General features: G+C 41.6%; 9 protein-coding genes. 5 read left to right on the top strand and 4 right to left on the bottom strand.

The genetic code is table 11. The features are described 5' to 3' along the window. Window positions 1–235 precede the first annotated feature (235 nt). Together mgtE and RCC89_13785 are read right to left on the bottom strand one after the other, a co-directional pair. On the bottom strand, window positions 236–1,615 hold the full coding sequence (gene mgtE / locus RCC89_13790; protein WMJ74230.1) for a magnesium transporter: 1,380 nt from the start codon (window positions 1,613–1,615) through the stop codon (window positions 236–238). Between the two features lie 488 nt (window positions 1,616–2,103). After that, complete coding sequence (locus RCC89_13785) at window positions 2,104–2,454, bottom strand: hypothetical protein (protein ID WMJ74229.1); 351 nt, start codon at window positions 2,452–2,454, stop codon at window positions 2,104–2,106. A 357-nt stretch (window positions 2,455–2,811) separates the two neighbouring features. Between RCC89_13785 and RCC89_13780 the strand changes: the two genes are divergently transcribed. Genes RCC89_13780 through RCC89_13770 form a run of 3 tightly spaced genes read left to right on the top strand, consistent with a single transcriptional unit; the run spans window position 2,812 to window position 5,834 of the window. Then, the gene (locus RCC89_13780) at window positions 2,812–4,044 is read left to right on the top strand and encodes a glycosyltransferase (GenBank protein ID WMJ74228.1); all 1,233 of its coding nucleotides are present in this window, start codon (window positions 2,812–2,814) and stop codon (window positions 4,042–4,044) included. A 5-nt stretch (window positions 4,045–4,049) separates the two neighbouring features. Then, window positions 4,050–4,448: a DCC1-like thiol-disulfide oxidoreductase family protein gene (locus RCC89_13775; protein WMJ74227.1), complete on the top strand. Its 399-nt coding sequence runs from the start codon at window positions 4,050–4,052 to the stop codon at window positions 4,446–4,448. 3 nt (window positions 4,449–4,451) lie between these two features. Beyond that, window positions 4,452–5,834, top strand: a complete 1,383-nt coding sequence (locus RCC89_13770; protein WMJ74226.1) for an HTTM domain-containing protein — start codon at window positions 4,452–4,454, stop codon at window positions 5,832–5,834. Window positions 5,835–5,860: 26 nt separating this feature from the next. On the opposite strand, the gene RCC89_13765 is transcribed toward RCC89_13770, so the two are convergent. Further along, entirely contained in the window at window positions 5,861–5,998 is a 138-nt protein-coding gene (locus tag RCC89_13765) for a 30S ribosomal protein THX (GenBank protein ID WMJ74225.1), read from the bottom strand. A 532-nt stretch (window positions 5,999–6,530) separates the two neighbouring features. Here RCC89_13765 and RCC89_13760 point away from each other — a divergent pair. Next, window positions 6,531–7,193: a DUF2490 domain-containing protein gene (locus tag RCC89_13760; GenBank protein WMJ74224.1), complete on the top strand. Its 663-nt coding sequence runs from the start codon at window positions 6,531–6,533 to the stop codon at window positions 7,191–7,193. Between the two features lie 195 nt (window positions 7,194–7,388). After that, on the top strand, window positions 7,389–8,099 hold the full coding sequence (locus RCC89_13755; GenBank protein ID WMJ74223.1) for a DUF2071 domain-containing protein: 711 nt from the start codon (window positions 7,389–7,391) through the stop codon (window positions 8,097–8,099). Window positions 8,100–8,279: 180 nt separating this feature from the next. On the opposite strand, the gene RCC89_13750 is transcribed toward RCC89_13755, so the two are convergent. Continuing rightward, complete coding sequence (locus RCC89_13750; protein WMJ74222.1) at window positions 8,280–15,071, bottom strand: gliding motility-associated C-terminal domain-containing protein; 6,792 nt, start codon at window positions 15,069–15,071, stop codon at window positions 8,280–8,282. Window positions 15,072–15,210: the final 139 nt, after the last annotated feature.

The following is a 15,210-nucleotide window of genomic DNA, read 5'->3' as shown; positions in this document are numbered from 1 at the left end:
CCCTAGCCATATTGCTGAAATTTCTACTGCTCAAGAAATTACTATTCCTGTTAGGTTTGGGAATGAACTATAAATAGCTATTCCAATAATTGTTGCTATTAGCACAGGTGACAATCCGTAAATAAAACCTGTTATTATGTTAATTACCTGTGTCAAGTGATTTTTATGTGTTTAATCATTAACCTTCAATTGGAAAGTGTTTGATTACATCTTTTCATTGAAAGAAAATATTCCTTTAAAGACTTAGAAAAGCTACTGCTGTTCCAAAATAAATGAGCAGGCCGGTGATGTCCACGACAGTGGTAATGGCCGGACTTGCCGCTACTGCCGGATCACCTTTAAACCTTCTGACAATAAGTGGCAAACTTGCTCCTATGATGGTGGCTGTTATCACTTGTAGGGATAGTGCAAGTGAGATGACCGATGCTATCTGGAAAAGGTTGTAAACTTCTGGTATATCTGCTTCCCAAGATAGAAAAAGTACCTTGCCAAAAGCCAATACGCCCAGACAGATAGCCAATAGCAAGGATATCTGTGCTTCTTTCCAGATAATACGCCACCAGTTTCGTACAGACACCTGTCCCAAGGCTAGTGCCCTTACCACCACTGTAGCGGCCTGACTGCCTGCATTCCCTCCTGTATCTGCTACCATGGGCATGTATAAGGCCAAAATCAATAATTTGTCGAGGGTGGATTCGAAACTATGGATGATCATTCCGGAAATGATGCCTATAATAGCTAATGAAACTACCCAGATTACCCGTTTTTTAAAATGGCTCCAACTAGAGGTTTGTAGATAGAAAACCTCTTCTTTGTCGGGCATAATCCCCATAAACTTTTCGAAGTCTTCTGTATGTTCAGCACGTATTACTTCAATAGCCTCATCATGGGTTACAATACCCACCAACTGCCCTTGGTTGTTCAAAACAGGTATGGCTACCAGGTCATACTTTTCAATCTTGGCAGCGACATTTTCCCGGTCATCGTCTACGTGTGCGAATATGTATTCTTTGTGAAGGGCGTCTTTTACCTTCGTGTCGGGTTCTATTAATATTAGATCTTTTAGAGTTATAAACCCTGCCAGGCACATGTTTTCATCTACTACATAAACATAGTAGATCATCTTTTTGGAAGGGGCATCCATTCGTACCTTGGCAATGGCTTGTTGACAAGTCATATCTTCCCAAACAGTGGCAAAGTCGGTACTCATAATACCGCCAGCAGTTTCTGGCGGGTAAGCACTTAATCGGATTACGTCTGTGCGTATCTTTTTGGGCAAAAATGGCAGAAGGGAAGCTTGCTCTTGCTGGGTCATGTGCTGGAACAAGTCCGCACGACTCTCGGAGTACATGTGCTGAAAACCTCCGGCAAACCATCGGGCATCGCTTTTTTGGAAAAGAGAGAGCTGCTTTTTAACGTCGAACTCTGAAAGGATCAGACCTTGCTGTTCAGTGGAGAACTCCGGCATAAGGTCAATGACTACCTGATCATCTAAGCTAGACAGGATTTCGCTCAGCTCAACCAGCGCCAGTTTTTTCATTTCCGGTACCATTTGGCGCGCTTCTTTTCCTTCTGTTATTTCTTTTACCAGTACATCTTTCGTTTCCTGAGACATAATTAGCCTTTTTCCCTTTTCCTAACATTTATTTCGCTTATAGTAAAGTTTCCAAGCTCTTTTTGTCGAGTTTGGAGGGTGAATAATGAAAGTTTCCTCTAAATAGGGATGAGGAGTGCGGGGAGCCACATGGTAAAAGAAAAATGACAGCTAGGGCAAAAGCTATTAATTTTAGCTTTGTTTGGTGATATATAAATGAAATGAAACTTACCGTTCGGGTATATATAAGCTTTTACAGCCATGGTTTACACAAAGTTATCCCAGTTGATCGGGATTACTAAGGTGCAATCAGATCAACGGGCGTTGAACAATATTAAGGTCCGTATTCGACCGGGGGTACTATCCATTTTTTTAAATATTTTTATGCTGCAAAGGTAAGGACAAGTTTTGGTAAAGTCCAATAGTTATGTACTTTTTTAAGGTAAAACGCTAGGATGTTGGATAAATGATAAAAAAATATAATAAAAAAAAGGGGCGTTCCCCTTTTGTTACCTTGCTTCCGCGCCTCCTGTAGTGTTTTGGTCAGGACCGGCTGTGGTACCAGCTTCTCCATCTCTCGGATCTGTCTCACGAGGAGGAGGAGGTTCTGGCATTTCAGGATCTGCGGCTCCTGGCCCTGCAGTAGTTCCTGGGGTAGTGCCTTGTACTGCCGTATCTGTTGGGTCTGTTCTTGGCGCCATTGGCCGGTCTTCTGTTGTCGGAGCGCCTGCTTCTGGCCCAGGTGTTGCCCTTGTTGTTGCTGGTGCTCCAGGACGCCGTTCTGTTCCTTCGCCACTTTCATCGCAGGAGACTAAACTGATCGTGCCAGCTAACCCTAATATTATTATAGCTTTGTTCATAAGATTTCTGGTTTTGTCTTTAATAAGTAACTTCTACATACTTTGGAAAGTTATGAACTGATGAACCTTTTAAGCTATTTTAGTCTCGTATTACTTTTTTGTTTCTGCTGTTATAGTGAAAAAAAACAATTGATTAAGTATTTGTTTTTTAGTGACTTTTGTTTTTGGTTGAACGGTATAGTTAATTTTTTATGTTTAGAAAGCAGAGTGTTGAGTAAAAAAGGCTCTTCGGATTCATTGATATTGAACCGATACTTTATAAGCAACCTGGGGAGGTGCTTCTTTATAAGTATAATCAGCAGTTCTCTATTAATGTTTCCGAAAAATTAAAAAAAGTTAAATAAAATTTCAGGAGCGATGAAGAAAGGTCTTTTAAGAGGGAGAGATTTTGTTATACTTGGTTTAGAGAACTGGGATGATAAAGTGGGGAGCAAGAATGCTTCTAATATAGCAAGAGAAATTGCGAAGGATAACAGGGTGCTATTTGTAAACCTTCCTCTTGAAGTTAGCAATATCATCCGTAAACCGTTTGATCCTGTGAACACGAAGCGTTTGAACGTTTTTCGTGGAAAGGAACAAGATATTCAACAGGTTGACACCAACATTTGGAAGTTTTACCCTAAGACATTAAGCCAGTCTGTAAACTGGATAAAAAATGGCGAAATCTTTGACAAGTTCAATAGGAAGAACAGTAAACTATTGGCAGCCAAAATTAATGAAGCGTTAGAAGCTTTAGGTTTTGATAATGTTATTCTTTTAAATGATAATGAGCTGTTTAGGTGCTTTTACTTAAAAGAGTACTTAAACCCTGCGCTTTCTGTATTTTATATCCGAGACTTTATTACAGGGGTAGATTATTGGAATAGGCATGGTTCAAGGCTAGAGCCTGAACTGCTGGCAAAATCCGATGTGGTTGTCGCTAACTCTACCTATTACGCAGATTATGCAGCAAACTATAACAATAATTCTTATTTTGTTGGGCAGGGGTGCGATTTAAGCCTGTTTAAGCCTGACGAAGTAAAAGAGCTTCCTGAACCTCTTAAAAATATGTCTCAGCCGATCATTGGCTATGTAGGCGCTCTTACAACACTTAGGCTCGATATAAACATTTTAGAGCACATTGCCGAGCAAAGACCAGATTGGAACTTGGTATTGGTTGGAACGGAAGACGAGGATTTCAGGAAAAGCAGGCTTCATGACATGAAGAATGTTCATTTTGCTGGCCAGCAGAATATAGTAGATCTGCCTAACTGGATTGCAGGTTTTGATGTATGCTTAAACCCGCAGCAGCTAAATAAGATTACCATTGGCAACTATCCGCTAAAGTTAGACGAGTATTTGGCGATGGGCAAACCAGTAATAGCAACGAAGACACGAGCAATGGACTTCTTTAGTCAGCATGTATATTTGGCGGATTCTAAAGAAGCATATGTGGGGTTAATTGAAAAAGCTTTGCTGGAGGACGATCCGGAGAAAAGAATGAACAGGAGAAAATTTGCCGCATCACATACTTGGGACCAAAACGTGAAGAATATTTATCAAGCAATTTTAAAAACAGAATCAAACAAAATGGCTGTAGAAAGCTTATAATAGGTATGTCAGGGAAAGCTATAATTCTTTTTGATGGCGAATGTAACCTGTGCAACGGTTTTGTACAGTTTGTGCTGAAAAGGGACCCTAAGGGGTATTTCAAATTCTCAAGTCAGCAATGTGAAAAGGCAGCACCTATACTTGCCGAGTTCAATGTGGAGGATAGGTTGCGAACAGTGGTGCTTATAGAGAACGGAAAAGTATATAAGCGCTCAACTGCTGGCTTGAGGATTATGAAAAAATTAAAAGGATTATGGCCTTTAATGTACGTGTTTATTATAGTTCCGGCCAGAATCAGGGATGTTGTTTATGAGTTTATTTCCCGAAATAGGTATAAGTGGTTCGGCCACAAGGAAGCCTGTATGGTTCCTGATCCAAACTGGCGAGAAAGATTTATACTTTAAAGGATGGATGTAAAAAGACAGATTAAAAAACTGTGTATTTTTGACCTTAGATCATTGGCAGTGCTGCGTGTCGGCACTGCTTTTATTGTTGTATTAGACCTGTTGCTTCGGCTGAGAGATTTTCAGGGGCATTATACCAGTGGGGGAGTAATGCCTTTAAATGTGCTCTTTCGGTATCTTTGGAACGACTACTATTTTTCTTTCTATACTATGGCCTCTGGCTATGGATTTGCCCTTTTTCTCTTTCTGCTCAACCTTGTCTTTGCATTGGTGCTGATGTTTGGTTATAGAACCAGATGGGTATCTATAGCATGTTGGCTCATGATGGTTTCTTTACATAATAGGAACCCTCTGGTTTTGCAAGGAGGTGATGACCTTTTGCGCATGATCCTCTTTTGGGGCATGTTCCTACCCTGGGGAAGAGTGTGGTCGCTAGATGCCATTAAAGCTCAAAGAATAACTGATTATAGAGTGTTTTCTATGGCTGGAGTCGGTTATATGATGCAAACGGGTGCAGTATATTTTTTTTCAGCGCTATTAAAAAACTCGCCTGAATGGACTTCCGAGTTCACCGCTGTCTATTATGCCTTGAGCCTTGATCAAATGGTATACCCGGTGGGAAAACTAATTTATCCTTACCCTGACTTGTTGCGCGTGCTTACTGCCAGTGTTTGGTTTGCCGAGCTTTTGGTACCATTACTGCTGCTTATTCCTTTTGCGGTTTCCAGGTTTAGGCTATGTTTTATTATTCTGATCATAGGCCTTCATTTAGGGATAAGCCTAGTGCTCAATGTTGGACTTTTTCCCATTATAGGCACTGTTACTTTAGCAGGCTTATTACCAGGAAGTATTTTTGATAAAGGTAAAAATACAATTCAGGATCAACTGTTAAGTGATCATAGGTTTAAACAATGGGGTGTAAGCTTTTTTATTTGTGTGGTTTTGCTTGGGAATGTGGTTAGTCTTAGAAAGTTTGATCTTGCGGAGAAACTATACCCAATGAAAGTAGCCAACTTGTTTCGAATTGAACAAAATTGGGGCATGTTTGCCCCACGGGTTTTTAAAGACGATGGTTGGTTTGTATTAATTGGAAACGAGGAAAAGGATATTTATAGGGGAGGGAAGACTGTCAGTTTGGAAAAGCCCAAAAAAGTGTATAGCACTGTTCCAACAGATAGGTGGAGGAAATACCAGGAAAACATATTACTGATTAGTAATTCACACTTTAGGCCATATTATTGCAATTATTTGATGAATTACTGGAACAGTAGGAATGATGATAAAATTACAAATTTAAAAGTAGTGTACATGAAAGAGGTTACTCTCCCAAATTATGAAGTAGAAGGTCCTTCTTATGAACTTTTATATGAATGTAGCTGTCAATGAAAAAGCCCCAAATGACGGGGCTTTTATTACTTCTTTTTTACTTTTTTCTCAGCTGTTTGAACAGGCTCTGCTTTGTTGGTATTAGGTTTCTTACGTTGTCTGCTATTTCCATAAGACCCCATGATCATTTTTCCTCTTTTGGTTTTTTTGTCTCCTTTTCCCATTGTAAAGATTTTTTTAGGGTGAAAAAACTTATTTTGTTAGCTAAACCTGAAATATGCATTAGAACTTTCTATTACGTGGCAAAATAACTTCAAATCAGACGCTTCGGTCGCATTTGGTTTTTAACCATAGAACCACTATGCTTTGCAAACCAAATACGCTGATTTCTTGTTCTTTTGCCCTTCATAACGAAATCTAATGCATGATCTAGGCTAAAGTGAATTTAAGCGTTACAACTATCTAAGTCAAATTTTCAGGAAATGTTTTTCTAAGTGCTTACAATAAGAGCCAAAAGAACCATAAAATGTACATGTAGATAATAGTAATTTTGCCTTTTTTGTCTTGGATAATTTCAGACTATATGATTGTGGTCCTAAACTTTATGAGGAGGTAGCGGTTTTATGGAGGATGATTTTTTTTGATATGGTTTTAAAAGCTTTAAAATATTCTGTTGCACTATTTTTTTTTGTGCTTTTTCAACATATAAGTTATGGACAGCCCGATGTGCTTGAGCGCAGTTATAACCGGCATAAAATGCTTTGGACGGCATTTTATATTAATCAAGATTTGGGTGACCAATGGGAAGTGGAGCTTGATATTCAACACAGACGCCAAAACTTTGGAGAGGATGATTGGAACTTTGCTCGGTTTTATCAGTATCAGGGATATAGGGCTTGGTTGCACTTTAACCCAACCAATGATTTTACCATCTCTTTCTCACCTTTAATGTATGTGCATGACGTTCCAATTTCCGTTGACTCCTGGTTTGAAGATGTAGAAGAGCAGGACGAATTTCGGTTTTCTTTAAGGATGGAAAAAGAGTATCAGCATCGTTTCTTTAATGTTAGCCATAGGTATGGGCTTGAACACCGGCAGATATCTTCAGATGAAAGGCCAGGGTATTTTTGGCGTGAGTGGCGTGCTAGGTACCTCTTAAGGCTCACAAGGCCTATATCTTCTAACACTGATTTGGTGTTTTACAACGAGGCTTTCCTCTCTTTCGGAAGCCGCATTCAGTATAATGTTTTTGACCAAAACCGTACCTATCTTGGTCTAGAATTTGACGCAGGGGATTACCTTTCTTTTGAACTAGCTTATATGTTTCAAATAATTATGCAAAGGTCTGGAGATGCTTTTGACAGCGTAAATATTTTATATGTTAGTGCAAAAATTAGAAACCTCTTTGGGGATAGGTAAAAGTGTTGTTAATTCCAGAATCTTAAAACCTGAAATATGTAATAAAATAACTTAAAATCAGTCGTTTTGCTCAAATTTGTTATCCATAGCGTTGTTATTTTTTGCGGTCTCTAAATGCTGATATTTTGCTCTTCATGACAAAACTTATTGCATAATTCAGGTTAAAGATGTGTTTAATATTTAAAAACATAGAGTATGAGTTTCTTAAAGGCCGAATGGCGAAAATTGGCAATTTTTAACTATGAGGTAGATCCTTCACTTTTAGAAAAGCACATTCCTTTTGGCACGGAGCTAGACTTGTGGCAGGGGCGGTGTTATATAAGTTTGGTCGGTTTTATGTTTGTAAATACCAAAGTATTGGGGATAGGTGTGCCTTTTCATAAAGATTTTGAAGAGGTAAACTTAAGGTTTTATGTCAAAAGGTTTGTCAATGGGGAGTGGCGTCGGGGAGTGGTGTTTATTAAAGAAATTGTGCCTAAAACAGCAATTACTTTAGTAGCAAATACCCTTTACAATGAAAATTATGAAACCATGCCCATGGAGCATACTTGGGAAGAAACGGAAGACTCTTTAAGCGCTGTTTATAAATGGAAAAAGGGAGGGAAATGGCAAAGTGTACAAGTGAAAGGTGATAGGCCAGCCCAAAATTTGCAGCCCGATAGCGAAACCGAGTTTATCACAGAACACTATTGGGGGTATGCAAGGTATAATGAAAGCAAAAGCATTGAGTATGAAGTAACGCATCCTAAGTGGAAGATCTATGAGGTGAGCGGGTATGATGTCTCCGTAGATTATAAGCTCGTCTATGGCCAAGAATTCGAGTTTTTAAATACCGCTGAACCGGCTTCTGTTATGTTTGCTGAAGGCTCTGAAATAACAGTGGAGAGTAAACAAACTTTGGAGTAATGGGGCAAACTTTCTCAATATTTTGCTCCTCATGACGAAATCTATCGGCGCATAGTTTAGGATAAAAAAGAAAACCCCGAATTTGCTATTAAAAGCTTTTCGAGGTTTCTGTTTGCCAGTTTTCGGAGGCCGATCCGAAACTAGCTGTTATAGCCCACTTTAAGGGGGATTTTAAATGCTTTACCTAACAATGGTAACATGTCCTGTAAGTGGCTTATCAAATACTTCCGAGTTTAGGATAATTACGTAATAGTAAGTAGCTACTGGTAATATTTCATTGTTCCTGAAGTTGGTGCCGTCCCATTCGGCGGGACCTTCTGAAAGCCAAACCAAGTTACCCCATCTGTTATAAATCTCTATTCTCGCATCAGGGAAGCGCTCTAAGTTTTCTATATACCAAGTGTCGTTGATATTGTCGCCATTTGGAGTAAATGAATTGCGGACAATGACAGGCTTCTGAACAATTATGTTTACTTGGTCTTCTGCCACACAGTCTCCATTTGAAACTTCTACAGTATATGTGATATTATCTTCTGCAATCAATGTTGGATTTGGGATATAAGGGTCGCTCAGGCCATCTTCTGGATGCCATTGGAAGGATTCCCCGCCGGAAGCATGAAGTTGCACTGGGGCGCCCTCTACTGTGGTTATATCTTCTCCTGCAAAAGGAATTGGGTTAGGGATAACAGTTAAAGGAACCGACATTGATTGTTGCTCACAATAATTATTGTTTTCTATGACGCTGTATAACCCTCCTTCATTAGCGTGAATGGTATGTCCGGTTTCTCCTGCAACAGGGTTCCCGTTCAAATACCATTGTAGGCTGCCTCCATCGCTTTCGACTGTAAAAGTGGCATAATCCCCTTCACATATAGCGGTGCTGTCCTCATTGATCTGAGGGGATGGGTCAGGTATAATGTTGATCATAGCCTCGGATGAGATGGTATCACATCCTGCAGGGAAAGTTACCCTCACGGTATACGTGCCTGAGCTATCAGCTGGATAAAAAGGCGTGGATCCGTTAGGGATATCCGTACCGTTAATTGCCCAAGTGTATGAACTTTGGTCTGGAATTTCTCCCTCAACAGCTACTGGTGTGAGTAACTGAGGGCTTTGGCTTGCACATAAAGTCCTGAGATCTGGAGAAATTGCTATTTCTGGAATTTCAAAGATGTCTGCATTTAGTTGTGCATGGGCTGTTCTATCTGGACAGTCTATGCTGGATATAAGTTCAACCCGCACTTCTTCTTGGTCTTTAAGTGTGGTAATTGCAAACTCATGTGTCGTTTCTTGGTGCAACTGACCGTTTACGAACCAACGATACTCAGGTGCGCTTCCTCCATTGACAGGTATAGCGACAAACTCAGCTAATTCATTTTCACATATTGTGCTGGTAGGGCCTTGAAGGGACACAGACACTGGTTCTATAGGGTCGATCTGCATGACATGTATATTGGATGTAGCAGGGTCGCCAGTCTTACAGTTTAATGATGAGTTCAATATTACATAAACTTGGTCGCCATCCTCGAAATCATCTGCTTTAAACTCTTGATTGTTCATTCCTCTAGGTTGTCCATTGACATGCCACTGGTAAGTAGGTGTTGCACCTCCATTGGTAGGAGTGGCCTCAAAGGTAATTTCAGTTCCCTCACATTGTCTTGTGTCTGGGTTTGCTATAATAGATACGCTTACTGGCATATTTTCATTCACCACCATGGTATGGGTGTTAGAGGTCGCTTCAGCACTGGCGTTTGCATCTATGCAGTTTGAGTTAGAAGTCATAATTACGTGTACTTGGTCTCCATCTTGCAATTGGTCGCTTGACCAAGTGGCAATTTCGTCTTCCGGACCTTGGGAAACATTGTTCACAAACCACTCATAGGTAGGGTTAGTGCCGCCGCCAGAAGGGGTGGCCGTAAAGTTTACTTCTTCGCCTTCACAGATTTCAGGAGCAGTATTTATAGCGACAGACGGTGTAATTGCATCATTGACAACCATGGTAACCTCGTTCGATGTTGCTGGGTTTCCAGATGGACATTCAGCGTTTGATGTTAAGATTACACGTACTACATCAGCACTGTCCAGCGAAGAGGTGGTAAAAGAAGGGCTAGTTTCGCCAGGAACTTCACTTCCATTGATTTCCCACCTATACACTGGATTGGCACCTTCGTTTTCAGGATCTGCAGTAAATACCACAGGCTCGCCTAAGCATATTTCGCCTGGTTCATTGATTTCAACACTTACAGGCACTAGAGGTGTCACATCAATTTCTACCATATTTGAGGTTACGGTACCACAGTCGTCAGAAGTTACGAGCCTTCTATATATCGTAGACTGTGACAGGGCAGGGGGTGAGTAGGTGGAATCTGTTCCGCCACTTATTGTTGTCCATGTATTACCATTGTCCTCGGTCATTTCCCAGGTATATGTGTAAAACCCTGTTCCGCCAGTTGCCGGCGTTAGTTCAGTAATTTCGCTTGGGATATCATTTTCACAGATTTTTTGGTCTCCTCCTATTGAGCCAGGCGTTAAGTCTTCATTGACCCTGATAAGCACAGGAGAAGTAGCGGAAGTATTACACTCGCCAGTTCCTGACACTACTACTCTTCTATAAAAAATTGATTCTGTTAGAGAACCTGGGGAAAAGGTCAAGCTGTTTTCCCCACTGATATCTGACCAGTCGTTAGGGTCATCTTCACTGGCCGATTGCCAGCTATAGGTAAAAGACCCGTCTCCGCCGGAGGCAGGTGCAACACTATTGATCTCTGCTGGTGTAGCACCGTAGCATATGATTTGGTCGCTTTCGATAACGCCGGGGTTAAGTCCCGGAAGTACTGTGATAGAAATGATATTGGAAATATCCGGATCACATGTTGCTGTGGAAACCACCCTTCTGTAACGGGTGTCTACAGTTATGTTTTCAGGGGTAAACTCAGGGTCATTTTCTCCAGTTATTTCTTCCCATGGACCGTTTTCTTCAGACTTTTCCCATATATAAGTATAACCCCCTCCGCCACCTGAAGCTGGATCGTCTTCAGTAATGGTACCTGGAGAAGCTCCTGCACATATTTGGGTTTCGTCTACCTGAATAGAGCCTGGTTCTAATGGGTCATTTACATATACCTCTACGGCATCTGTAAGCTGAGGAGGGCAGTTTCCTGAGCTAACTTCTCGTACAAACCAAGCGGTTGCTGTAAGTTCCTGAGGTTGGAATGTAGAACCTGTGCCTCCTGTGGCACCAAATGTTCCGTTTTCATCTTCAGAATAAAGCCAGCGGTAAGCATAAGGTTCTGTAGAGTCCCCTTCAGTAGGCAGCTCAATGTTTGTGAGTTCAGCAGGCACATCACCGTAGCAGATTACCTGGTCGTCTCCGATAATGCCTGGTGTTGGCTCTTCATATACGGTAATGGTAACAGTGTCAGAGTAGGCGGTGTTGCACGCTGGGTCATCGCCTGATTCTACCATTCTTCTGTACATACGACTTTCTGTCAGAGGGCCTATAGAAAGCTCATTTTCTGGGCCAGTTTCGCTTGTCCAGTTGTCAGGGTCACTTAAAGGCGCAGACTGCCAGGTATAGGTATATGTGCCTTCGCCATCTCCTCCGCTGGCTAGCGATTCGCTTGTAACTGGGTCTGGCGCTACGTTATAACATGTACTTTGGCTGGAGTTTATTTCACCACCTAAAAGCTGCGGTTTAATGGTAATGATGACAGGGCTTCCCGGCACAGAGTCACATGGGCCGTTGATGGCAATCCTTCTGTACCAAGTTTCTGTGTCAATAGGATCGTTAGGCGTATATTCATCACTAATTTCATTGTCTATCAATGTCCAGGAGTTCCCTTCATCTGTGGAATACTCCCATAAAAAAGTGAAAGTCTCATCCGCATCCCCACCACTTGGGTCAACAGCATTTAAGATCGGCGGGGGAGTGGTGTTTGCGCAAATAGCGGTATCTGCATCTATATAAATCTCTCCTGGATCTACTTCGTCGATGATGGTTAATTGTGCAGAGTCCGAAATGGTGGAAGGGCAATTGGCTCCAGACGCTACTACTACCCGGTATAGATGCTCGTTTAAGGAAGCTGATGCCTCGGAAATAACCAACAAACTATCAGTTTCATCTTCTAGGTCAAGCCAAGAAATACCTTCGTCATAGCTTACTTGCCATTGGTAGCTGAATGAGCTAGTGCCTGAAGCGCTTGCTTCTACAGAAAAGTTGGCGTCGTTGGTTTCACATACTTTTGTGTCTTCTGGGTGAACAACAATGTCAACAGGTACACAGCAAGGTTCAACCGTCACAGTGTCGGTTACTGTTACATCAGAGAGCGGCGCGAAGACCAACTCGTCCAAGGCAAAGTCATTCCCCTGAGAAGAGGGGTTGATGTTGTGAAGTTCAATGTCTATTGTACCTGTAACATCAGAGGTCCACACGGTACTAAACTGAAACCAGTCATTGGTATTTTCAGGGAAGTCAATTTCATCTAGTTCCTCTCCGTTAATGATAAATCTCATTTGTGGAGGGTTCAGGGCTTCTATATGGATGTTAGCAATCCATGAGGAAAATGCATATTCCACACCTTCTTGAACATTTACCTGGGTTCTGTACATGGTTTCATCGTCGTCATTCGGGTCTAGTATCATCATGTAACCTTCGCCGGAGGTAACATCTCCCATGGATACAAACCAGTTCTCATTTAGAAGACTTGGGTCTGTGGTAACACCGTAACTTCCTGGGCCAATGGTATGTTCATTATAATTCAAGTCGGTTGTAAACCCTTGATTTCCCAGCTCAAAATCACCGTTTTCTATTTTGTTTCCGATTTGGAATCTTGCAGTGGCAATATAATTGGTGGTCTCTGTCGGGGTTACTGCTGTTTGGTTGAGGGTGGGGTTTGCAATGGTAGCAGTTCCTCCGCCTTCTTCCTCCCAGCCAACAAAAATACCGTTGGTAGTGGCAGAAATTATCGTTTCTTCATCCTCGTTACATTCTTCCAGCACTTCAGCTTCAAGATCAAAGCAAGAGTTTATAGGTCCCACTTCAATGGCGGCTGTTTGGTTCATAGGCCCTCCAAACATGATGTTGTCCATGGCGAAATCCCGACCCGGCGCAGGCTCGTATGGTTGTCTGATCTCTATGGTAGCACTAGTGTTGTTTTCTGAATTCCATTCAAAGGTGTCTGTTTTCCATCGGCATACACCTTCATACTCTCCGTTTCCATCAGTGGTAAAAGTAGCATATAATGTACCGTTGATGAAAACATGGAGGGTGGCATCAGTATCGGCGACCCTGCTATTGTCATGAGGATCACTGTCCCATGATATGTTGGCATGGTCCATTGAAAACACATAATCGTTGTTAGGTGAAACATTTACAGTTTGCCTCCATACGACGCCAGTTTGCCCTTCTTGGTTAGGGGCAAATCCATCTGCATAAAAGAAATTTCCGTCTCCCTGACATTGCTGTGCAGGATCTTGGTTGGTGGTTCTTGACCAATATGGTTGATCTGGGGTCACATGATCATCAATTCTGAATTGATTTGAAGCAGGGGTTCCGGCAGACTCTGTCATGTCCGTATAAAAACCTTCACTGCCATCTTCAAAGTCTCCATTGACAATGACATTACCAACAAACACTTTTGCCTCTGCCGTAAACTCTATGCTTCCGGTTTGGGACAAAATGGCGGTGGTGGTACGTGAATTTGGGTCGCTTACTATACTAGCAGGCGCCCAAGTTACGCCAGATATGTCTTCTCCATACGCCTCTAGCTCTATTTCATCTCCTAAACAATATTCCGCTTGTGGGTCATTAACTCTTACAAACAATGAACGCTCTTGTACATTGCCAATACCTTCTGCATAGCAACTTACGTTGTCTATATCGTCAAGATCAACAACTTCCCTAACAGTGTAGTTACCTGCTTCGCTAACTGTAATTTCTGTGGCTCCTGGCCCAGAAACTCCAGCAAGCAAGTCTCCGTCTTTATACCATTGGAAGTAATTGCTGTTGTTTTCATATCCAATAGCAGTAAGAACTGCTTCGTCCGTACCCGATACAATAACAGGACCGGAAACGTCAATACTTAGTTCTGCTAATACTGGTGTACAGCAGCCCTCTGTTGTTCTTGTGGCAGGAGGGGTTTCCTGAAATTCACAGTAGGCTGTAAAGTTCCAGTCAAACAGAACAGACCTTTTATCTGCCCCCCAGAAATTCGAGGTGTTCCCTTGAGCATTAATGATTCCCGGCTCTTCAAAAGTTTGACTGTTTGCTGGAGAATTATCCCACCAGCGGAAGCCATCTATGGGGTTTGTGCCGGCATTAGGGTTGGCTGGTGCTGTAATGACTTCTACTTCATAGTCGCCGGCTTCTATATTAAGGTTTACGGGGACAGTAACTGCATAAGTTTGGTTGCCAATTTCCGTTGCGTTATTTCCTGAAAAATGAAAGACATCAGAGTAATGGTCGCCAATGCGAATCTGTAAGTGAAAAGTATTGTCTGTGTTGTATAAAACCACAGGTACATTTACAGAATGTAGTCTAATATCTTGCTCAAGTGATAAGTTCATTGTAAAGTCTTCCAAGGCAGCAGGTTGTCCATTGTCAAAGTCTAAATCACCGAATGGAATAAAATCATTGACAGGACTTTCTTTTACATAATAAAAAGTACGCTCATCCCAGCCAGGTTCTGTAGGTTCCGGATCGGGGGTAGAATACCTAGTTGGCGAGATAAAGCGGGTGCCATTGGCATTGGCTCCATAATGGCGGTTGATGGTGTCATCTGGAATCCCATCTCCGTCCGTATCGATAAGTTGATACCACCGATATCTGGCGTTAGGGTCAGGGTTGGTAATTTCCCACTCCGCAAACTGGTTCTCGCACCAGTTGGTAACTTCAATGTTTTCATCTCCACATTGTGCAAGGGCACTGTAGGAAAACAGTAATAGCAAAGCAAAAACACTAAAGGGCTTAATCATCTGAAAAATATGTTATTATAACGTACTTCTTGAAATTATCAACATTTAATACAATCCTAAAGACGAAAAGTAACCTAAATAATATAAAAAAAAATCTTGATAAAAGCTAATTTAATGGGTACGTATTGATCCTCAAAGG

It is taken from the genome of Cytophagaceae bacterium ABcell3, from assembly GCA_030913385.1.
In the GTDB taxonomy this organism is placed as follows: Bacteria; Bacteroidota; Bacteroidia; order Cytophagales; family Cytophagaceae; genus ABcell3.
Note: the sequence above shows the minus strand (reverse complement) of the source record. Positions and strands in the feature narration are given on the sequence as shown.

What these genes read in the sequence shown, in the direction of transcription:
- RCC89_13765 (WMJ74225.1), bottom strand. Translation starts at nt 5,998, where the DNA reads ATGGGAAAAGGAGACAAAAAAACCAAAAGAGGAAAAATGATCATGGGG.
- RCC89_13770 (WMJ74226.1), top strand. Translation starts at nt 4,452, where the DNA reads ATGGATGTAAAAAGACAGATTAAAAAACTGTGTATTTTTGACCTTAGA.
- RCC89_13780 (WMJ74228.1), top strand. Translation starts at nt 2,812, where the DNA reads ATGAAGAAAGGTCTTTTAAGAGGGAGAGATTTTGTTATACTTGGTTTA.
- RCC89_13760 (WMJ74224.1), top strand. Translation starts at nt 6,531, where the DNA reads ATGCTTTGGACGGCATTTTATATTAATCAAGATTTGGGTGACCAATGG.
- RCC89_13785 (WMJ74229.1), bottom strand. Translation starts at nt 2,454, where the DNA reads ATGAACAAAGCTATAATAATATTAGGGTTAGCTGGCACGATCAGTTTA.
- RCC89_13750 (WMJ74222.1), bottom strand. Translation starts at nt 15,071, where the DNA reads ATGATTAAGCCCTTTAGTGTTTTTGCTTTGCTATTACTGTTTTCCTAC.
- RCC89_13775 (WMJ74227.1), top strand. Translation starts at nt 4,050, where the DNA reads ATGTCAGGGAAAGCTATAATTCTTTTTGATGGCGAATGTAACCTGTGC.
- mgtE (WMJ74230.1), bottom strand. Translation starts at nt 1,615, where the DNA reads ATGTCTCAGGAAACGAAAGATGTACTGGTAAAAGAAATAACAGAAGGA.
- RCC89_13755 (WMJ74223.1), top strand. Translation starts at nt 7,389, where the DNA reads ATGAGTTTCTTAAAGGCCGAATGGCGAAAATTGGCAATTTTTAACTAT.